This window comes from Paracoccus sp. TD-10 (genome assembly GCF_048270675.1).
GTDB lineage: Bacteria > Pseudomonadota > Alphaproteobacteria > Rhodobacterales > Rhodobacteraceae > Paracoccus > Paracoccus pantotrophus.
In genome coordinates this window covers 436205-456434 of sequence record NZ_CP182419.1, presented here as the reverse complement: position 1 = coordinate 456434, position 20230 = coordinate 436205, and the positions used below count along the sequence as shown (strand labels likewise).

The 20230-nt window shown below is 67.7% G+C and carries 19 protein-coding genes and 1 riboswitch; of the genes, 8 read left to right on the top strand and 11 right to left on the bottom strand.

All coding sequences use genetic code 11. The annotated features are described in order from the left end of the window. Nucleotides 1-59: 59 nt before the first annotated feature. From ACNKFW_RS13205 to acs, 3 genes are all read right to left on the bottom strand, one after another. Nucleotides 60-1871, bottom strand: coding sequence for a sodium:solute symporter family protein (locus ACNKFW_RS13205; RefSeq protein ID WP_147428374.1), 1812 nt, complete (start codon nucleotides 1869-1871; stop codon nucleotides 60-62). 10 nt (nucleotides 1872-1881) lie between these two features. Next, complete coding sequence (locus tag ACNKFW_RS13200; RefSeq protein ID WP_010400161.1) at nucleotides 1882-2139, bottom strand: DUF4212 domain-containing protein; 258 nt, start codon at nucleotides 2137-2139, stop codon at nucleotides 1882-1884. A gap of 103 nt (nucleotides 2140-2242) precedes the next feature. Further along, a complete protein-coding gene (gene acs / locus ACNKFW_RS13195; RefSeq protein WP_147428376.1) occupies nucleotides 2243-4198 on the bottom strand; it encodes an acetate--CoA ligase in 1956 nt (651 codons plus the stop codon). 479 nt (nucleotides 4199-4677) lie between these two features. Between acs and ACNKFW_RS13190 the strand changes: the two genes are divergently transcribed. From ACNKFW_RS13190 to ACNKFW_RS13180, 3 genes are all read left to right on the top strand, one after another. After that, on the top strand, nucleotides 4678-4989 hold the full coding sequence (locus ACNKFW_RS13190; protein WP_147429160.1) for an L-lactate permease: 312 nt from the start codon (nucleotides 4678-4680) through the stop codon (nucleotides 4987-4989). A 390-nt stretch (nucleotides 4990-5379) separates the two neighbouring features. Continuing rightward, nucleotides 5380-5664 (top strand): hypothetical protein, encoded by a 285-nt coding sequence (locus ACNKFW_RS13185; protein ID WP_147428378.1) that lies wholly within the window; start codon nucleotides 5380-5382, stop codon nucleotides 5662-5664. Continuing rightward, nucleotides 5651-5833 carry a hypothetical protein gene (locus ACNKFW_RS13180; protein ID WP_147428380.1) on the top strand — a complete coding sequence of 61 codons (183 nt, stop codon included), beginning with the start codon at nucleotides 5651-5653 and terminating at the stop codon, nucleotides 5831-5833. The genes ACNKFW_RS13185 and ACNKFW_RS13180 overlap by 14 nt, the downstream gene beginning before the upstream one ends. 114 nt (nucleotides 5834-5947) lie before the next feature. On the opposite strand, the gene ACNKFW_RS13175 is transcribed toward ACNKFW_RS13180, so the two are convergent. Next, nucleotides 5948-7462: an inorganic phosphate transporter gene (locus ACNKFW_RS13175; RefSeq protein WP_147428382.1), complete on the bottom strand. Its 1515-nt coding sequence runs from the start codon at nucleotides 7460-7462 to the stop codon at nucleotides 5948-5950. Between the two features lie 248 nt (nucleotides 7463-7710). Here ACNKFW_RS13175 and ACNKFW_RS13170 point away from each other — a divergent pair, with 248 nt between their 5' ends. Both ACNKFW_RS13170 and ACNKFW_RS13165 read left to right on the top strand, forming a co-directional pair. Then, nucleotides 7711-8709: a TAXI family TRAP transporter solute-binding subunit gene (locus tag ACNKFW_RS13170; RefSeq protein ID WP_024845635.1), complete on the top strand. Its 999-nt coding sequence runs from the start codon at nucleotides 7711-7713 to the stop codon at nucleotides 8707-8709. Between the two features lie 83 nt (nucleotides 8710-8792). Then, nucleotides 8793-10859 (top strand): TRAP transporter permease, encoded by a 2067-nt coding sequence (locus ACNKFW_RS13165; protein WP_147428384.1) that lies wholly within the window; start codon nucleotides 8793-8795, stop codon nucleotides 10857-10859. A 158-nt stretch (nucleotides 10860-11017) separates the two neighbouring features. On the opposite strand, the gene ACNKFW_RS13160 is transcribed toward ACNKFW_RS13165, so the two are convergent. Both ACNKFW_RS13160 and ACNKFW_RS13155 read right to left on the bottom strand, forming a co-directional pair. After that, nucleotides 11018-11662: a GntR family transcriptional regulator gene (locus ACNKFW_RS13160; protein ID WP_024845637.1), complete on the bottom strand. Its 645-nt coding sequence runs from the start codon at nucleotides 11660-11662 to the stop codon at nucleotides 11018-11020. Between the two features lie 45 nt (nucleotides 11663-11707). Then, nucleotides 11708-12391, bottom strand: a complete 684-nt coding sequence (locus ACNKFW_RS13155) for a M48 family metallopeptidase (protein ID WP_147428385.1) — start codon at nucleotides 12389-12391, stop codon at nucleotides 11708-11710. 148 nt (nucleotides 12392-12539) lie between these two features. Between ACNKFW_RS13155 and ACNKFW_RS13150 the strand changes: the two genes are divergently transcribed. Then, nucleotides 12540-12860 carry a TIGR02300 family protein gene (locus ACNKFW_RS13150; protein ID WP_024845639.1) on the top strand — a complete coding sequence of 107 codons (321 nt, stop codon included), beginning with the start codon at nucleotides 12540-12542 and terminating at the stop codon, nucleotides 12858-12860. Nucleotides 12861-12932: 72 nt separating this feature from the next. Then, on the top strand, nucleotides 12933-13406 hold the full coding sequence (locus ACNKFW_RS13145) for an NUDIX hydrolase (protein ID WP_147428387.1): 474 nt from the start codon (nucleotides 12933-12935) through the stop codon (nucleotides 13404-13406). A 3-nt stretch (nucleotides 13407-13409) separates the two neighbouring features. On the opposite strand, the gene ACNKFW_RS13140 is transcribed toward ACNKFW_RS13145, so the two are convergent. After that, complete coding sequence (locus tag ACNKFW_RS13140; protein WP_024845641.1) at nucleotides 13410-14051, bottom strand: TenA family protein; 642 nt, start codon at nucleotides 14049-14051, stop codon at nucleotides 13410-13412. Nucleotides 14052-14116: 65 nt separating this feature from the next. Beyond that, nucleotides 14117-14248, bottom strand: a riboswitch (TPP riboswitch). 192 nt (nucleotides 14249-14440) lie between these two features. Here ACNKFW_RS13140 and ACNKFW_RS13135 point away from each other — a divergent pair. Beyond that, nucleotides 14441-15631, top strand: coding sequence for an AI-2E family transporter (locus ACNKFW_RS13135; RefSeq protein WP_147428389.1), 1191 nt, complete (start codon nucleotides 14441-14443; stop codon nucleotides 15629-15631). 85 nt (nucleotides 15632-15716) lie between these two features. Here ACNKFW_RS13135 and hflC read toward each other — a convergent pair whose 3' ends face one another. Genes hflC through rpiA form a run of 4 tightly spaced genes read right to left on the bottom strand, consistent with a single transcriptional unit; the run spans nucleotide 15717 to nucleotide 20212 of the window. Next, nucleotides 15717-16817: a protease modulator HflC gene (gene hflC / locus ACNKFW_RS13130; protein ID WP_024845643.1), complete on the bottom strand. Its 1101-nt coding sequence runs from the start codon at nucleotides 16815-16817 to the stop codon at nucleotides 15717-15719. After that, a complete protein-coding gene (gene hflK / locus ACNKFW_RS13125) occupies nucleotides 16817-18022 on the bottom strand; it encodes an FtsH protease activity modulator HflK (protein ID WP_024845644.1) in 1206 nt (401 codons plus the stop codon). The genes hflC and hflK overlap by 1 nt, the downstream gene beginning before the upstream one ends. Before the next feature lie 58 nt (nucleotides 18023-18080). Next, entirely contained in the window at nucleotides 18081-19481 is a 1401-nt protein-coding gene (gene gorA / locus ACNKFW_RS13120; RefSeq protein ID WP_024845645.1) for a glutathione-disulfide reductase, read from the bottom strand. Continuing rightward, nucleotides 19478-20212, bottom strand: a complete 735-nt coding sequence (rpiA, locus tag ACNKFW_RS13115) for a ribose-5-phosphate isomerase RpiA (RefSeq protein WP_407672800.1) — start codon at nucleotides 20210-20212, stop codon at nucleotides 19478-19480. Before rpiA ends, gorA begins: the two co-directional genes overlap by 4 nt. Between the last annotated feature and the right edge of the window lie 18 nt (nucleotides 20213-20230).

Below are 20230 nucleotides of genomic sequence, written 5' to 3'. Positions count from 1 at the left end.
GGTCCCTGCCCTGCCGAACGGCGGAAAGGCCGCGCCCCGCGAGGGGGCGCGACTGTTCGTCAATGCGCCTGCGCCGCGCCGGCGCCGCGCGGAACGCGGATCGACTCGACCAGGTCGCGCACCTCGGCGGGCGGCTCCTTGGTGGCGGCGGACACCAGATAGGCCACCGCGAAGTTGATCACCGCGCCGATGGTGCCGAACGAGGCCGGCGAGATGCCGAACAGCCAGGCATCCGCGGTATCGGGCAGCATGTTGGTCCCCGAGATGAAGAACCAGCCCTTGTAGGTGAAGATATAGACCAGCGTCGAGATGACCCCGGCCAGCATCCCCGCGATCGCGCCTTCCTTGTTCATGCGCGTCGAGAAGATGCCCATCATCAGCACCGGGAAGATCGAGCTGGCCGCCAGGCCGAAGGCCAGCGCCACCGTCTGCGCGGCAAAGCCCGGCGGGTTCAGGCCCAGGATCGTGGCGACCAGGATCGACACCGCCATCGAGACGCGGGCCGCGAACAGCTCGCCCTTCTCGCTGATGCCGGGATTGATCGCGCCCTTGATCAGGTCGTGGCTGACCGCGCCCGAGATCGCCAGCAACAGGCCCGCCGCGGTGGACAGCGCCGCCGCCAGGCCGCCGGCGGCGACGATGGCGATGACCCAGCCCGGCAGGTTGGCGATTTCCGGGTTGGCCAGGACCATGATGTCGTTGTTCACCGTGGTCAGCTCGTTGCCCTGCAGGCCCTGCTCGGCGATCACCGTGGCCAGCGGCTCGTTCGCCGCCCCGGCCTCGTTATAGTACTGGATCAGGCCGTCGCCGTTCTTGTCCTCCCAGTTCAGCAGGCCGGTCAGCTGCCAGTTGCGCATCCAGTTCAAGTCCTCGCGGTTCTGGATGTCCTCCAGCGACACGGCCGGCTGGCTGAAGGTCTCGCCCGTCTCGGCGCCCGGCCACATGGTCGCGGTCAGGTTGAAGCGCGACATCGAGCCCACCGCGGGCGCGACGGTATAGAGCAGCGCGATGAAGACCAGCGCCCAGCCCGCCGATTTGCGCGCATCGGCCACTTTCGGCACGGTGAAGAAGCGGATGATGACATGCGGCAGGCCCGCGGTACCGATCATCAGCGCCATGGTGAACAGTACCATGTCCAGCGTCGAGTTATGGTGCCCGGTATAGGAGCGGAAGCCCAGGTCGGTCACCACCTGGTCCAGCTTGGCCAGGAACTTGGCGCCCGAGGCGTCATGCGTGCCGAACAGTCCCGTCTGCGGCAGCACATGGCCGGTCAGCTGCAGGGCGATGAACACCGCCGGGATGGTATAGGCGATGATCAGCACGATATACTGCGCCACCTGGGTATAGGTGATGCCCTTCATCCCGCCCAGAACGGCATAGACGAAGACCAGCGCCGCGCCGATCCACAGCCCGGTCGAGCTGGAGACCTCCAGATAGCGCGAGAAGGTCACGCCGACGCCGGTCATCTGGCCGATCACATAGGTGATCGAGATGATCAGCAGGCAGATCACGCCGATGATCCGCGCCGTGCCGGAATAGAAGCGGTCGCCGATGAATTCCGGCACCGTGAACTTGCCGAACTTGCGCAGATAGGGCGCAAGCAGCATCGCCAGCAGCACATAGCCGCCGGTCCAGCCCATCAGATAGGTCGAGTTGTCATAGCCGGTAAAGGCGATGAGGCCCGCCATCGAGATGAACGAGGCCGCCGACATCCAGTCGGCCGCCGTGGCCATGCCGTTCATGACCGGGCTGACGCCGCGGTTGGCGGCATAGAACTCGGCCGTGGAACCGGCGCGGGCCCAGATCGCGATGCCGATGTAAAGCGCGAAGGATGCCCCGATGACAAGGAGGTTGAGGGTAAACTGGCTCATGGGATGCTCCTCACTCCTCCACGCCGTGTTCGGCGTCCATCTTGTTCATGCGCCAGGCATAAAAGAAGATCAGCACGATGAAGACCAGGATCGAGCCTTGCTGCGCGAACCAGAAGCCCAGATCGGTTCCTCCCACCGAAATGCCCGCCAGCAAGGGCCGCAAGACGATCCCGAAGCCATAGGACACCAGGGCCCAGATGATCATGCACAGCCAGATCAGCTTCAGATTGGCCTGCCAATATGCGTTTGACGATTGTCTGTCACTCATGTCCTTCGTTTCCTCCCTTTTCAGACATGTCTCGCTCCGCCTTTGGGATTTGCGCCTCCCGGCGCCCGGCGGAAGGGCGGGGAGGCATTTCCCGCGCCCGTCTTCAGGCGCGGTTCATCCTGTTTTCGATGAGTTCGTCGACGACGCTTGGGTCAGCGAGGGTTGAGATGTCTCCGAGGGTGGCGAAATCGTCCTCGGCGATCTTGCGCAGGATGCGGCGCATGATCTTGCCCGAACGCGTCTTCGGCAGGCCCGGCGCCCATTGGATCAGGTCCGGCTTGGCGATCGGCCCGATCTCGGTGCGCACCCATTTCTCCAGCTCGGCGCGCAACCCGTCGCTGGGCTCGACCCCGTTCATCAGCGTCACATAGGCATAGATGCCCTGACCCTTCAGCGGATGCGGATAGCCCACCACCGCCGCCTCGGCCACCTTCTCATGCGCAACCAGCGCCGATTCCACCTCGGCCGTGCCCATCCGGTGCCCCGAGACGTTGATCACGTCATCCACCCGCCCGGTGATCCAGTAATAGCCGTCCTCGTCGCGCCGGCAGCCGTCGCCGGTGAAGTAATAGCCCGGATATTGCTGGAAATAGGTCTCCATGAACCGCTGGTGGTCGCCCCAGACCGTGCGCATCTGACCCGGCCAGCTGTCGGCGATGCACAGCACCCCCTCGACCCCGTCGCCGTCCAGCGCCACCCCGCTCTGCGGATCCAGCACCACCGGCTTGACCCCGAAGAAGGGCAGCGTCGCCGAGCCCGGCTTGGTCTCGATCGCGCCCGGCAGCGAGGTGATCATGTGGCCGCCGGTCTCGGTCTGCCACCAGGTGTCGACGATCGGGCAGCGCCCCTTGCCGACATGCTTGTCATACCAGACCCAGGCCTCGGGGTTGATCGGCTCGCCCACCGTGCCCAGAACCCGCAGGCTCGACAGGTCGTGCTTCTCGACCCATTCCGGCCCCTGGCCCATCAGCGCCCGGATCGCGGTCGGCGCGGTGTAGAACTGGTTGACCCGGTGCTTCTCGCACACCGCCCAGAAGCGGCCGGCATCGGGCCAGGTCGGCACCCCCTCGAACATCAGCGTCGTGGCGCCGTTGGCCAGCGGGCCGTAGACGATGTAGCTGTGCCCGGTCACCCAGCCCACGTCGGCCGTGCACCAGAACACGTCGCCGTCCTTGTAGTCGAAGACGTATTGATGCGTCATCGCCGCATAAAGCAGGTAGCCGCCGGTGGTATGGACCACGCCCTTGGGCTTGCCGGTCGAGCCCGAGGTATAGAGGATGAACAGCGGATCCTCGGCCCCCATCGGCCGCGGCGGGCAGTCGGGGCTGACCTCCTCCATCAGCTTCAGCACGTCCACGTCGCGCCCCTCGATCCAGCTGGTCTGGTCGCCGGTATGCTTGACCACCAGGCAGCGCACCCGGTCCGAGCAATGCAGAAGCGCCGCGTCGGTATTCGACTTCAGCGCCGTCTTGCGGCCGCCGCGCGGCGCGGTGTCGGCGGTGATCACCAGCTTGGCGCCCGAATCGTTGATGCGGTTGGCCAGCGCATCGGGCGAGAAGCCGGCGAAGACGATGGAATGGATGGCGCCGATGCGCGCGCAGGCCAGCATGGCATAGGCGGCCTCGGGGATCATCGGCAGGTAGATCACCACCCGGTCGCCGCGCATCACCCCCTGGGACAGGAGCACGTTGGCAAAGCGGTTCACCTTGTCCGACAGTTCCGCATAGGTGATGTGGCGGGCGGGCTGGTTCGGATCATCCGGCTCGAAGATGATCGCGGTCTGGGTCGCGCGCCGGGGCAGGTGGCGGTCGATGCAATTGACCGAGGCGTTCAGGATCCCGTCCTCGAACCATTTGATCGAAACCTGGCCCAGGGTGAAATCGGTGTCCTTCACCCGGCTATAGGGCTGGATCCAGTCCAGACGCCGCCCCTCGCGCCCCCAGAACCCCGCCGGATCCGAGATCGATTCGGCATAGAGCCGCGCATAGTCCCCAGGCGTGACCAGCGCAGCCTCAAAACCAGCCGGAACAGGATGTTTCTTAATCGATTCAATGCTCATGGCTCCCCCCTCACAGCGATCGCATCATTTCCCCTTGCCCGCAGCGTCATGCCGAAATGCCCCCTCCTGGGCGGCCGCGGGAAAGCTCGAGCACAATGTTAACCAGATCGCCGCTTTCGTGTTAAGTATTTATTTATAAAGGGAATTTTGTTAATAATTTGACAACGAGCATATCTGGAATGTAAATATTTTACACGCCGGTCGGCACCGTGACCTGGGAGCCCTCCTCCTGTCCGCGACGGCGGCTTGATCCCTCCAGGAGGTAGCGCCGCCTGCCGGCAGAACGCGCCCTCCGGCACCCGCCGGTCCCTGGCCCAGCGGCCCATCGCCACGGTCTTCACGCGGCCGGTGGCGCTGGCGAAATCGGCCAGTTGGTCGCCTATCCCGTCACCGCCATGCCGATCTGCGCGCCGGGCCGGACGAGATCATGGGCACGACCATGATCGCGGGCGCATCGGCCGCTGCTGCTCGCCGTGCCGATGGTGCAGGTGTTCCTGAACTCGGCCTCGGACAGCCATGCCAGCCTGCCCATCGTGCTGGCGCAGGGTGTCTCGTCCGTGGTGGGCGATGCCTGGCCGATATTCGCGCCGCTGATCAGGGCCATGGGCGCCTTCGTCGCCGGCTCGAACACGGTCAGCAACATGATGTTCTCGCTGTTCCAGTTCTCGACCGCCGAGCAGATCGGCCTGGGGGCGGCGGGCGCGGGCACCGTCGAGCTGGCCGACCGCAAGCACGCGATCATCCGCGAGACCCTGATCCCCATGGCTATTCCGTGGTGCAGGGCGGGCTGACCGGCAACCAGATGTGGTCGGCCGCCGCGGGATGTCCGCTCGAAACGGGAATCCGTCGCACGGAGCGATCACGGGTAAGGCTTATGGCCTGGTTTTGCCCCCTGCCCCTTGATCCACCCGGCGGCATCGCTATCTTGTCAGCAAGGCGTGTGCTGCGTGCGCCCAGGGACTTCCTCCCTGATTACGGAGACTGGTTGAACCCGTTTCTGACAGGAGATGTGCGATGCAGGCACATACTCGCAGCAAGACTTGCGATGTCCGTGATGAATTTCCCGACAGGGCAACGGAGCCCGGATCATCGGAGGCTTTGGCACCCCTCGGCCGCGAGCTGCTGACTGCCGATTGCATTTCGAACCCGGGAAAGGGGGCAATCGTCCAATGATCGGCCAAATGCTGAAAGAAGGTTATGGCATCGAAGACATATCCATCAGAACGGGACTGCCCATTGACGAGGTCCGGTTTGCCGTCGCCTTGCTGCGTGAAAGCGGCTCGCTGAAAATTCTCTTGCGCGGAAATCGCAGAGCCTTGCCCCAAAGCCATCCTGCCAGCGATGCAAACCCCGGCACGAAAGGCCAGGAAGCCGGGATAGAGCAAATTTGTGCGCCAAAGGGCAATACCGCATCACCGCGCCGCATGCATGAAGCAGCCTACAGGTCGGGACATGAGCCAGAATAAAGACCCAGGCATCAAGAGCAAAAAAGGCGCAGGCCGAAACGACCTCGACAGCCTTGAAATAAAGCCGATCAGGATAACGACCTCCCGCAGGCAGGCCGTCAGGAATATCCTGCTGCTGATATTGGCATATGCCTCCGGCATGGGGCTGCTCTATTGGCTGTTGCGTTAAGGAGCCCCCAGCAGCCAGAAGCGATTTTCCGTTTCCCCTGAGCAATTCCGGTCCGCCTTTCCCTGCGCTGCCCCTTTCTGTTCTTCTGCTGATTGGTCTTTGTTGTCGGGGGTATCAGGCTGCGATCTGGCGCAGGACGAGGAAGAGGATGGCCGAGAGCATTGCCGCGGCGGGGACGGTGACGACCCAGGCGGCGGCGATGGTCAGCACGTGCAGCCGGCGCACCAGCTTGCGGCGCCGGCGCTCGTCGGGGGGCAGGTCGGCGGGGGGCAGATCGGCGGCGGGCAGGTCGGCGGGCCGGGGAACGGCCATGCGGGCCTGCCTCAGCCGCCGCTCGGCATCCCATTCGCGGAAAAAGCCCACGCCGAAGATCGCGCCCACCGCGATATGGGTCGAGCTGACCGGCAGCCCCAGCGCGCTGGCCAGGATGACCGTGATCGCCGCCGACAGCGCCACGCAATAGGCCCGCATCGGGTTGAGCCGGGTGATCTCGCTGCCGACCATGCGGATCAGCCTGGGCCCGAACAGGCTCAGCCCGAAGCTGATCCCGAAGGCGCCGATCAGCATCACCCACAGCGGAATGGTCACCTCGCCGCTGAAATCGCCGGTCTGCACCGCCTGCACGATGGCCGCCAGCGGGCCGACCGCATTGGCCACGTCATTGGCGCCATGCGCAAAGCTCAGCAGCGCCGCCGAGGCGACCAGCGGGATGCCGAACAGCACCTTCAGCGACTTGTTGCGGTTCTCCAGCCCCGCGGACTGCCGCCGCGTCACCGGGATCATCGCCAGCCAGCAGCCCAGCCCCACCAGAAGGCCCAGAAGCAGCGCCGCCCCCATCGAGATATCGACCAGCTGCCTGAGCCCCTTCATCACCAGATAGGCGGCAAAGGTGCCCGCCATGATGCCGACCAGAACCGGCACCCAGATCCGGGCCGCCGCGATCTTGTCCTCGCGATAGATGATGCGGCTCTTGATGAACCACAGAAAGCCCGCCGCCACCACGCCGCCCAGCAGCGGCGAGACCACCCAGCTGGCCGCGATCGCCGCCATCTGCTCCCAGCTGACCGCGCCGAGGCCGGCCCCGGCCATGCCCGCGCCCATGACCCCGCCCACCACGGCATGCGTGGTCGAGACCGGCGCCCCGATCCAGGTCGCCAGGTTCACCCACAGCGCCGAGGCCAGCAGCGCCGCCATCATCGCCCAGACGAAGGTCGCGGACGTGTCCAGCGCCTCGGGCGCGACGATGCCCTTGGCCACGGTCGAGACCACGTCGGCCCCGGCGATCAGCGCGCCGGCGCTTTCGAAGACCGCCGCGATCACGATGGCCCCGCCCATGCTGAGCGCATTGGCCCCCACCGCCGGGCCCATGTTGTTGGCCACGTCATTGGCGCCGATATTGAGCGCCATATAGGCGCCGAACACCGCCGCCGTGACCACGATCAGCGTCTCGCCGCTCTGCCCCAGCAGCACCGCCGCGGCCAGCCCGGCCAGGATGACGAAGACCAGGCCGATCCCCGGCGCCACCAGCGGCCGGGCGATATAGGCCGTGGCCGCCTCGATATGCGCGAAGCGGCCGAGATCGCGGTCCAGCGTCTCCAGGTGCCGCGGCTCGAAATCCTTGTCAGACATGTTCCGCCTTTCTGCTCCGGCCGGGTGCTAGGCGGGAATCGGCCCCATATCAAGACGGCGCCGGCACCGGAAGAACAGATCCGCCCGCCACCGCCGCCAGCCAGGCCCGCGAAAACCGCCCCCCAAAAAACCGGGAGCCGGGGGCCGAGACGTCGCGGGAGCGGCGCATCTTCGCGCATCCAGCGGTTGCCTTGCGTGCCGGCTCTGCCTAGCCTCGGCCCGGACCACGAGGAAAACGGAGACATGCCATGAGACTCAGGACAATCGTCGCAGCCTTCGCCATCGCCGCCTTCGGCCAGGCCGCGGCGGCGCAGGAGATGTCGTTCTTCCGCATCGGCACCGGCGGCACGGCGGGCACCTATTACCCGATCGGCGGGCTGATCGCGAATGCGATCTCGAACCCGCCCGGCTCGCGCGCCTGCGAGGATGGCGGCTCCTGCGGGGTGCCGGGGCTGGTGGCGACGGCAGTGGCCTCGAACGGCTCGGTCGGCAACGTGAACGCCATCAACGGCGGCGCGATGGAGGCGGGCTTCAGCCAGTCCGACGTCGCCTATTGGGCGCAGACCGGCACCGGGCTGTGGGAAGGCCAGCCGGCGGTCGAGAAACTGCGGCTGATCGCCAACCTCTATCCCGAAAGCATCCACCTGGTCGCGCGGGCCGATGCCGGCATCGCCTCGGTCGCCGACCTCAAGGGCAAGCGGGTGTCGCTGGACGAGCCGGGCTCGGGCACGCTGGTCGATGCCAAGATCATCCTCGAGGCCTTCGGCCTGTCGGAATCCGACATCCGGCCCGAATATCTCAAGCCCGACCAGGCGGCCGACCGGATGCGCGACGGCGCCATGGATGCCTTCTTCTTCGTCGGCGGCTATCCGGCCGGCGCCATCGCCGAGCTGGCCAGCCAGCATGACGTGGTGCTGGTGCCGATCACCGGCGCCGAGGTCGACAAGCTGCGCGAAACCTACACCTTCTTCGCCGCCGATACCGTGCCGGCCGGCACCTACGAAGGCCAGGATGCCGATGTCGCCACGATCTCGGTCGGGGCGCAGCTGGTGACCAGCGCCGACCAGCCCGAGGAGCTGATCCACGGCATCACCCAGGCGCTTTACAACGAGAATACGCAAAAGCTGTTCGCCGCCGGCCATGCCAAGGGCAAGCTGATCACGCTGGACAATGCGACCGAGGGCGCGGGCATCCCCTTCCATCCGGGCGCCGAGCGTTTCTACAAGGAGGCCGGCAAGCTCGAATGAGCCTGGCCGCAAGCTGACGAAAGGACGCGGCCGGCCCCCCGGTCCGCGTCCTTTGCCCCTGAACCGAACGGCAGGAAAACCGCATGACCGAGCCAACCCGCCCGCTTACCGACGACGAGCTTCGCGCCCTGGAAGAGGAATACGATCCCGAGGCGCGTTTCCGCACCGTGACGCGCCCCATCGCCGTGCTGTCGGGGATCGTCCTGTTCCTGCTTGCGGCCTATCACTATTATACGGCCGGCTTCGGCATCCCGCGCGCGACCACGCATCGCGGGCTGCACATGGGCGTGTCGCTGTTCATCGTCTATCTCAGCTTCTCGTTCCTGGCGCGCAACCGCCACAGGACCGACGGCTTCGCCATCCTCGGCGTGCCGGTGACGGACTGGCTCTTGGCCATCGGCGGCGCGGTCAGCGCCTTCTACGTGCCGTGGATCTATGCCCAGCTGCAATTCCGCGTCGGCAACCCGCTGGCGATCGACATCGCCATGGGCACGGTGCTGCTGGTCGTGCTGATGGAGGCGGTGCGCCGCTCAATGGGCTGGCCGCTGCCGGTCATCGCGGCGCTGTTCATCGCCTATGCCTATTTCGGCAAGTCGATGCCGGGCATCCTGGTGCATCCCGGAGCGGACTGGGCCAATATCGTCAACCATCTCTACCTGACCTCGCAGGGCATCTACGGCACCGCGCTGGGGGTGATCGCCACCTATGTGTTCCATTTCGTGCTGTTCGGGGTGATGGCGCAGAAGATCGGCCTGGGGCAGCTGTTCATCGACCTGGCCACCGCGCTGACCGGCCGCTTCGCCGGCGGGCCGGCCAAGGTCTCGGTGGTGTCCTCGGCCATGCTGGGCACGATCTCGGGCTCGTCGATCGCCAATACCGTGACCACCGGGGCGCTGACCATCCCGGCGATGATCAAGATCGGCTTCAAGCGCCATTTCGCCGCCGCGGTCGAGGCCGCCTCCTCGACCGGCGGGCAGATCACGCCGCCGGTGATGGGCGCCGTCGCCTTCCTGATGGTCGAATACCTGGGCATCCCCCTGCGCACCATCCTGATCGCCGCCGTGGTGCCCGCCTTCATGCATTTCTTCGGCGTGCTGGTCCAGGTCCACCTGGAAGCCAAGCGGCTGGGCATCCGCGGCCTGCGCGCCGAGGAGCTGCCCAAGGCCGGCAAGGTGCTGCGCGAGGGCTGGCTGTCGGTCTTTCCGCTGGTCCTGCTGGTCTGGATGCTGATGTCGGGCCGCACGCCCTTCCTGTCGGCCTTCTGGGCCATCACCGCCTGCATGGCGGTTTATCTGATCCAGCGGGTGATGGCGTCGGGCGCCATCGAGGGCGTCAAGGAAACCGCCGCCGGCATCTATGAGGGCTTCGTCGCCGGCGCCCGGCAATCGCTGGCCGTGACCGCGGCCGCGGCGCTGGTCGGGGTGGTGATCGGCGTCGTGACCCTGACCGGCGTCGGCTTCAAGATCGCCTTCATGGTCACCAGCGTGGCGCAGGACTGGGCCACCTCCTTCCATGGCCTGCTGGCGGTGCTGCCCTTCGAGCTGCTCAGCATCCAGACGCTGACGCTGCTGTTCACGCTGCTGATGACCGCGGTGGTCTGCGTGCTGATGGGCTGCGGCGTGCCGACGACGGCGAATTACATCATCATGGTCGCCGTCGCCGCGCCGGTGCTGGGCATGATGAATATCGAGCCGCTGGTGGCGCATTTCTTCGTGTTCTATTTCGGCGTGCTGGCCGACGTGACCCCGCCGGTGGCACTGGCCGCCTATGCCGGGGCCGGGATCGCCGGGGCCAACGGCTTCAAGGCCGGCAACACCGCCTTCCGGCTGTCCATGGGCAAGGCGATGGTGCCTTTCGTCTTCGTCTTCTCGCCCTCGCTCTTGCTGGTCACGCAATCCTTCACCCTGCCCGATTTCCTGCTGGCCTTTTCGGGCGCCGTGCTGGGCATCATCGCGTTGTCGGCCGCGATCACCAACTGGATGCTGGGGCCCTTGCTGCTGGTCGAGCGGATGCTGCTGCCCGCCGCGGCACTGATGATGATCGCACCCGAAATCGTTTCCACCGCCATCGGCGCCGCGATCCTCGGCATGGTGCTGCTGCGGCAGTATCTCGCCGGGCGCTCCGGCCCCACCCCGGAACCGGCCGGGTAAGCGGCGCAATAGGCCGCGGGGCACCCCGATCCGCCGCAAGGCACCAGGGCCGGCATGGACGGTCTGCCGGTCCTGGTCGCCGCCGCGCCGCTGTCCCCAGATCAGGCAGGGCATTTCCAGCGGGCGCCTTGCGGCGCCTGCTGACAAGCACGCCGAGCCTAGGTCGATCCCAGATGACGCAACCCGTGCGTCACATCCGCACGGACGGCAAGCCGCAGCCCCGGCTCGTCCCCGGCCCGCAGCGAGGCCAGGATCATGCGGTGATGGCGCGGCGGCTCATTGCGCTTCATCCGGCCGTAAAGCGCCCGCATGGTCGGGCCGAGCTGCAGCCAGACCGTCTCGACGATGGCCAGCATCGCCGGGGCCTGGGCGCGCAGGTAAAGCAGGCGGTGGAACTCCAGGTTGGTGCGGATATAGCCCACGGCATCGTGACGCTCGGCCGCCTCGCCGATGGCGGCGTTGATGACGGCCATGCGCTCGATCAGGGCCTGGTGGGCGCGCGGCAGGGCGCGGGCGGCCAGCTCCGGCTCGATCAGCCCGCGCAGCGCGGCAAGCTCCTCGATCCGCTCAACCGACAGTTCCGGCGTCGCGATCCGCCCCGAGGAGGACAGCGACAGCGCCCCCTCGGCCACCAGCCGCCGCACCGCCTCGCGCGCCGGGGTCATCGAGACGCGATGCTCGGCGGCGATGCCGCGCAGGGTCAGCGGCAGGCCGGGCGGCAATTCGCCCAGCATGATGCGCTGGCGCAGGTTGCGATAAAGCCGCTCATGGGCCGAACTTTCCGAGGTTCGCGAAGCTGTCATGCGCCATCTGTGATCACAAATCCGGGCGCCGTCAAGCCGCCCCGATCAGGGACGAAAGCGCCATGCCAGCAGTTCATGCCCGTGCCGGCGCAGCCAGTCGCGATGGCGCGCATAATCGGGCATCAGCCGGCCGGTCGCGGCCCAGAAGGCGGGCGAATGGTCCATGTGCAGCAGATGGGCCACCTCATGCGCGGCGACATAGTCCAGCACCTCGGGCGGCGCCATGGCCAGCCGCCAGGAAAACATCAGCCGCCCGTCATGGGTACAGCTGCCCCAGCGCGAGCGCGTATCGCGCAGCGCCAGCGCCCGGAAGCCGCGCCCCAGGGCCGCGGCATGGCGGTCGCAGGCCGCGATCAGCCGCGCCTGGGCCAGCTGCTTCAGCCAGACCTCGACCAGCAGGCCCGCGGGGCGACGCTGCGGCACGAGCAACAGCGCGTCCGACAGCTCGACCCGGCGCCCGTCATGGGGCACGATCCGGCGCGGGCGCCCCTCGACCGGCAGCAGGGCGCCATGTTCCACGGCGCAAAGCGGCCGCATCCCGGCGCGGGTCTGGCGCAGCCATTCGGTCCGCGATTCGGCAAAGGCGCGGCCGTCCGACAGGCTGGCGCGGCTGGGCAGGGTCAGCACCACCTCGCCCCCCGCGCGCACCACGCGCAGGGTCATGCGCCGCGCCCTGGCCGAGCGCCGCAGCGTCACCGGGATGTCGCCACCGACCAGAATCCTGTCCATCCGTTCCCCCATCTTGCGAAGGGCCGTGCCTCTGCCCATCTTTCCCCCGCACCACCGGCCGCCCGCAAGGGGGAAAAGGCTTTGACAGCCTGCCCCGGCTGTGGCAGGGGACAGCGGATTTAGCTGAACGCGGCAGAAAGAGAACACCATGCCCAAAGAGGAATGGGGCACGAAACGCCTTTGCCCCCATTGCGCGACGCGCTTTTACGACCTGATGAACGATCCGATGACCTGCCCGGCCTGCGGCGCGGAATTTACCGTGGAAAGCCTGACCAACGGCCGCTCGCGCTCGCTGATCTCGGAAAAGACCGCTTCGCGTGACACGGACCAGACAGATCTGGCCGATGACGAGGATCTGGACGATGACGCCGATACCGGCGATCTGGACGACGATCTGCTGGACGATGACGATGACGGCGACATGTCGCTGGACGACATCGCCGACGTGCCGGACAATGACGACGAATAACCCCCTTTCCTGACCAACCCAGGCCCCGGAGCGCGACCGCGCCGCCGGGGCCTTTTTTTCATGGCAAGGACGATGCGGACCATCGACAGACAGGCCATGCGCGCCATCCTGCTGACCCCGCAGGACCGGGTGTTGCTGATGCGGGTCGATTACGGTGGCGGCGACTGGTGGATCACCCCCGGCGGCGGCGCGGAACCGGGCGAGACGCCGGAACAGACCCTGCGCCGCGAACTGGCCGAGGAACTGGGGTTCGCCCTGCCCGCCCTGGGCCCGCTGGTCTGGCGCCGCCGCGTGGCGATGACGCTGCACCAGCGGCGCTGGCGGCAAGCCGAGGATTATTTCCTGATCGAGACCGCCGCTTTCACCCCGGCGGTCCAGGACGCCCCCGAGGCCGGCACCATCCGCGAATTTCGCTGGTGGAGCCTTGACGAGATGCGCCACACATCCGAGCGGCTGGCCCCGGCCGGACTTGCGCGCATCGTGCTGGACTATCGCGCAAGCGGGCCGCCCGGCAGCCCGCCCGACATCGAAATCATCGAGGACTGACGGCTAAACTGCATAGGCATCGTCGAAAAATGCCAGTTCCAGCGTGACCGCGCGGCGGAAGAAATCCCGCGCCTGCTCTGCGGCCTCGGGTCCGGCGCGGTCGAACTCATCCCGCAGGAAGCCCACGAAATCGCGAAAGAACGGGTTGTCATGCAGCGTGATCCAATCGGCGTGGACGAAATTCTCGGGCAGCGGCTTGGGCGCGCGCATGGCCCAGTCGAGATAAAGCCCCTCGGCCACGTTCAGCACCGCCAGCACGGCGGGATAGGCACGCGTCGCCGCCGCCTCGCGCATCAGCGCCTGGAATCCCGCCATGGGCGCGCTGTCGGGAATGGCGGCACGGTCCGCCTCGCCCACGCCGAGCGCGGCGAAGGCGCGCAGGAAATAGTCGTTCTCCTCGCCCGAGACCATGCCGGCGAAGCGCCCGAAGCGCAGCCGCGATTCGAAGCGGTCGGCCGAGGCGATGGCCGCGCCCAGAAGCGTCAGGAAGGCGTCGAGGAAACGGTGGTCCTGCACCAGGTAGCGCGCCATCACCGCATCCGCGATGCTGCCGTCGCACAGTTCGCGCACGAAGCGGTGGCCGACGGCGGCGGACCATTCCGTCGCACATTCCCGGCGCAGGGTTTCGAAGAAGCTTTCGGTCATCATGCCCTCATGGCTGGGGCAAGGCCGTCGCTGCGGGCGGCCTTGCGGTTAAGGCCGGCAAAAGGCAGGTCGATCATTCCCATTCCTCCGCCGGCATGATCCGGGTCAGGTTCGAAGGGTCACCGCGCCGCCCGTCGCCAGGTTGCGTAAGGCCAGCGGTTTCTCAGCCCCTTGCCGGGGCTCCCCTTGGTGGCGCCAGACTAGCGCGGAGGGCGGCGGCTGTCACCTCCCGCAGGGCGCGGCGGGCATCGTTCCGCCCACAGAATCGTGAGCCGCGAAATGCGTGGCTGGCCGGGCCCGAGGCGGCATTCCAGCTTGCAGCCGGGGGCCAGATGTTATCTCGTTACGGCAGGGCGGGCACTACCCCGTCCCCTGCCAGGATCGGGACCATGACGACAGGCGAAATGCCGAAACCCACGACCGCGACAGAGCTGAACGATCCCGCCGCACCGCGGCAGAGCCCGAAACAGGTCGGGCTGCGGCTGCACCGGCCTCCCCTGCTGACCAATATCTCGGCCGCGCGCTGGCTGCTGCTGGCCATCGTGGCGGCCTCGATCTATTTCTTCCACGGCTTCCTGGTGCCGGTGCTGGCGGCCATGGTGATCGCGCTGGCCAGCTGGCCCCTGCGCGAACGCGCGGCCCATCAGCTGAACCTGGGCCGCACCGGCGCGGCGACGCTGCTGGTGCTGGTGTTGGTCTGCTTCCTGCTGATCCCCATCGCCATGGCACTGATCTATGCCTTCCGCGAACTGCGCGACTGGATCAACTGGGCCATCCTGATCAACAGCTCGGGCGCGCCGACGCCGGGCTGGATGGTCGAACTGCCGCAGGTCGGCGACTGGCTGGACGAGAACTGGCAGACCTATATCGGCCGACCCGGCGGCATCAGCGAGATCGTGCAGCTGGTCAGCGGCTCGAATATCGGCGCGATCTATCGCGGCGCGGTGACGGCGGGAACGCTGGCCTTTCACCTGGCGCTGACCCTGCTGTTCATGCTGATCACGCTGTTCGTGCTGTATCGCGACGGCGACAAGATCGTGGCGCAGATCGACCAGGTCGGCCGCCGCATCCTGCCCGACCGCTGGAGCCGGCTGTCCCGCGTCGTGCCGGCCACCATCAGCTCGACCGTGACCGGCATGACGCTGATCGCCATCGGCGAGGGGGTGATCCTGGGCGTCGCCTATTGGCTGGCCGGCGTGCCCTCGCCGGTGACCTTCGGGGTCATCACCGGCTTCATGGCGCTGATCCCCGGCGGGGCGCCGCTGTCCTTCACCCTGGTCTCGGCCTATCTGGTGGCCAGCGGCTCGCCCGTCGAGGGGGCGGCGCTGTTCATCTGGGGCACCTGCGAGCTGTTCGTGGTGGACAAGACCATCCGCCCGGTCCTGGTCGGCGGCCCGGTCAAGCTGCCGTTCCTGCCCACGTTTTTCGGCCTGATCGGCGGGGTCAAGACCATGGGCATCGTCGGGCTGTTCGTCGGCCCGGTGCTGATGGCGCTGCTGGTCTCGATCTGGCGGGAATGGCAGCGCGAACTTTCCGAAGAGGAACAGCGCCAGGACAGCAAGCTCATCGGGCTGGAGTGACCGGCGCCTGAATGAAAGGCGGGACATGAAAAAGGCGGGACGTGGATGCGTCCCGCCTTTCCTTTTGTGCCGTTCGTTACGCGGATCAGTCGGCCGAGGCCGGCGGCACCACCGGCTCTTCCTGCGGCGGGCTGGCCAGCGATTCCGGCAGCGGCGTCAGCGTCACGCCGGCGCCGGCGCCCAGCGGTTCGCCCTCGCGATTGGTCTCGGTCGGGGCGACCGCCTCGCCCGGTGCCAGCGCGCCCTGGGTCTCGGTCTCGTCCGATGCGGCAGGGGTGGAGGCCGGCCGGGGCACCGGCACCGGATTGGCCCGGTCCGCGCCGTCATTGCGCAGGTAGTCGAAGAACTCGCCCTGCGGCTGGATCACCAGCGAGCTGTTCTCGCCCTTCAGCGCCCGCTCATAGGAGGTCATCGAGCGGGTGAAGGCAAAGAACTCGGGATCGCGGCCGAAAGCCTCGGCATAGATGGCGTTGCGGCGGGCATCGGCCTCGCCGCGCACCACCTCGGCACGCTTGCGCGCCTCGGAGGTCAGCTCGACCACGGTGCGGTCGGCAGCGGCGCGGACGCGCTGCGCGGCCTCGCCACCGCGGGCGATCTCGTCGGCGGCCTCGCGCTCGCGTTCGGCCCGCATCCGGGCATAGGTCGCGGTCAGGTTCTGCTCGGGCAGGTCGGTCCGGGTCAGGCGCACGTCGATGACCCGGATGCCCAGGTCGCGGGCGTCGTCACGCGCCAGGTCGCGGATGCGGTTCATCAGCGGCGTGCGGTCGTCCGACAGCACCGTGGTCGAGGGTACCGAGCCCAGCACCTGCCGGATCGCGTTGGTCACGATCGGCTCCAGCCGGCGCTGCGCGAATTCGATGCCGCCGGCGCCCACGGCGCGGCGGAACTGCACCACGTCGGTGATCTGCCAGCGCGCGAAGGCATCGACCACCAGGCGGCGGTCGTCCAGCGGCGTGACCTCCATCGGCGGGGTCGGCAGACCGAGGATGCGGGCATCGTATTTCACCACGTTGTCCAGGAAGGGCACCTTGATGCCCAGGCCCGGTTCCTCGCGCACCTCGACCACCTCGCCGAAGCGCAGGACAAGGGCCTTTTCGCGCACGTCGACGATATAGAGCGCCGAGATCACCAGGACCGCGACCACGACCAGGAAGGGCAGCGCCAGAAGCGAGATTGCACGGTTCATCACTGGTTCCCCCCGCCGGTATTGGTGTTGCCGGAGCCCGAGGCCCCGCTGCGCAGCTGATCCAGCGGCAGATAGGGCACCACGCCCTGCCCGGCCTCGCCGTCCAGGATGACCTTGTTCACCCCGCCCAGAACCTTTTCCATGGTTTCCAGATACATCCGGCGGCGCGTGACCTCCGGCGCCTTGACATATTCGTCATAGACCGAATTGAAGCGCGCCGCCTCGCCCTCGGCGTTGTTCACCGCCTCGGCGCGATAGGCCTCGGCGCGTTCGATCACGGCGGCGGCCTCGCCTCGGGCGCTGGCCAGCACGCGGTTGGCATAGGCGTCGGCCTCTTTCTCCAGCCGGTCGCGTTCCTGCTGGGCGGCCTGCACCTCGCGGAAGCTGTCGATCACCTCGCGCGGCGGGTCGGCGCGGTCCAGGTTGACGCGCAGCACGTTGATCCCGGCCTCGTAGTCGTTCAGCGTGTTCTGCACCGCCAGCTTCAGGTCGTCGGCGATGGCGCCGCGGTCGCGGTTCAGGATCGGCGCCAGTTCCGAACGCGCCACGATGTCGCGCATGGCGGATTCCGAGACGGCGCGGATGGTGTCGTCGGGATCGGCCAGGTTGAACAGGAATTTCTCGGGGTCCGAGATGTTCCAGACCACCTGATAGGCCATGTCCACGATGTTCTGGTCGCGGGTCAGCATCAGCCCCGAATCCATCGGCCCGGCGCGGCCGGTGCCGATTTCCGTGGTCCGCTCGCCCGAGACCTGCACCACCTCGGCGGTGACGACGGGCCAGGGCGCGAAGTTCAGGCCCGGCTCGCCGGTGCCCACGGGCTTGCCGAACAGCAGCTCGACCGCGCGTTCCTCGGGCTTGACGGTGTAGAAGCTGGAAAAGGCCCAGACCGCCAGCACGGCCAAGGCGGCGATGCCCCAGGTGCCGCGGCTCATCTGGAATTGCGGGCCCTGCGGCCGGCGCGGGCCGCCGCCGCGGTTGCCACCGCCACCGCCCTTGCCGCCCATCAGCACGCGCAGCCGGTCCTGGCCCTTGCGCACCAGTTCCTCGATCTCGGGGATCTGGTCGCCGCGGCGCGGACCCTGCGGCCGGTCGTCCCTGCCGCCGCCCGGACTGCCCCACGGGGGCTGGCCGCCCCCTTGCGGCGGCTGCCTGCCGCCCTTGCCGTCATCTCCGCCGCCGCCCCAGGGGCCTTGTCCTGCCATACCTCTCGTGCCTCGCTTGATGTCTGTCTGGTTGAAACTGGTGCCTTCGGCCGGAAAATCAAGCCGATGCCGCGGGTTTGTCCATTTTTGCCGCGCCCACGCGGCGCGAGGGCTTGCGCATGGTCACAAGCTCCTCGGCCAGGGTCGGATGCACGGCGATGGCGGCGTCGAAATCGGCCTTGGTCGCGCCCATGCCCATCGACACCGCGACCATCTGGATCATCTCGCCGGCCTCGGGGCCGAAGATGTGGCAGCCCAGCACCTTGTCGGTCTCGCCGTCCACCACCAGCTTCATCACCGCCCGCGCATCCGAGCCCGCGAAAAGCGAGCGCATGGGCCGGAAGCTGGCGACATAGATGTCGGCGGGACCGCAGGCCTCGGCCTCTTCCTCGGTCAGGCCGATGGTCGCCACCTCATGCGGGCGGGTATAGACGGCGCTGGCCACCAGCCGGTGGTCGACCTTGCGCGGCCGGGCGCCGAAGATGGTGTCGGCAAAGCTGTGGCCTTCGCGGATCGCGACCGGGGTCAGGTTCACCCGGTCGGTCACGTCGCCCACGGCAAAGACCGAGGGCACCGAGCTTTGCGACCACTCGTCCACCGCGATCTCGCCCCTGCGGCCCAGCCTGACGCCGGCGTCTTCCAGCCCCAGGCCCTTGGTATAGGGCGCGCGGCCGGTGGCGAACATCACCGCGTCGAAGATCTCGCTCTCGCCGTCCTCGAAGCTTGCGCGGACGCCCGCCCCCTCGCGGTCCAGCCGCGCCGGGTTGGTGTTCAGCCGCACATCGACGCCGATGGCGCGCAGCTGCTCGGTGGCGTGGCGGCGCATCTCGCCGTCGAAGCCGCGCAGCACCGCATCGCCGCGATAGGCCAGCACGGTGGCGCTGCCCAGCCCTTGCAGGATGGTGGCGAATTCGCAGGCGATGAAGCCGCCGCCCACCACCAGCACCCGGCCCGGCAGCCTGTCGAGCGTGAACAGGTCGTCCGAGATCAGCCCCAGTTCCTTGCCGGGAATGTCGGGGCGCTGCGGCCGGCCGCCGACCGCGATCAGGATATGCTTGGCGCTCAGGCGCTGGCCGTCGGCCAGTTCGACCGTATGCGCGTCGTGCAGCCGGGCGCGCTGCATGTGGATCTCGACCCCGGCATTCGCCAGCCCCGAGGTATAGGCGCCCTCCAGCCGGTCGAGTTCGCGCAGCAGCTTGCCGTGGAACTCGGCCCAGTCGAAGCGGCCCTGATCCGCGCCCTGCCAGCCATAGCCGCGCGATTCGGCCGCCGCCGCCCCGGCCTGCGAGGCGAAGATCATCAGCTTCTTGGGCACGCAGCCGCGGATGACACAGGTGCCGCCCATGCGGCTTTCCTCGGCCAGGCCGACGCGGGCGCCGTATTCGCTGGCCGCGATCCGCGCCGCGCGCACCCCGCCCGAACCGCCGCCGATGACAAAAAGGTCGTAGTCGAATTTCATGCCATGTCCTCGCGCCGCAATTCCACCACCGAGCCGTCCGGGCAGCCGATGATCGCCAGGTCGCAGATATTCAGGAACAGCCCGTGTTCAACCATCCCGGCAATCGAGGACAGTTCCGCCGCCAGCGCCTCGGCATCGGGGATCGATTCCAGCGCCAGGTCCAACACCAGGTTGCCCTCGTCGGTCAGCAGCGGCTGGTCGCCGCGCTTGCGCAGCAGGATCGGCCGCTGGGTCAGTTCCAGCCGGTCCAGCGCGCGCTGGATCAGCGTCCTGGTCGCCTGCCAGCCAAAGGGAATCACCTCGACCGGCAGGTGGAAGGCGCCGAGCCGGTCCACCACCTTGCCCTGGTCGGCGATCACCACCATGCGGTCCGAGGCGGTGGCGACGATCTTTTCGCGCAGATGCGCGGCGCCGCCGCCCTTGATCAGGTTCAGGTCCGGGTCCACCTCGTCGGCACCGTCGATGGTCAGGTCCAGCCAGCCGATAGCGTCCAGTTCCTCGATCGCCAGCCCCAGCGAGACGGCCAGCTCCGCCGTCGCCTTCGATGTCGCGGCACAGCGCAGCGCGAAGCCTTCTTCCCTGACCCGCTGCGCCAGGCGGCGCACGAAGATCGCCGCGGTCGAGCCGGTCCCCAGCCCCAGCCGCATCCCCGGCTCGACCAGCGCCACCGCGGCGCGGGCGGCGGCATCCTTGGAAAGATCGGTGATGGCGGGATCGGTCATGGCGGGAATCCTTGGCTGAATGGCAGG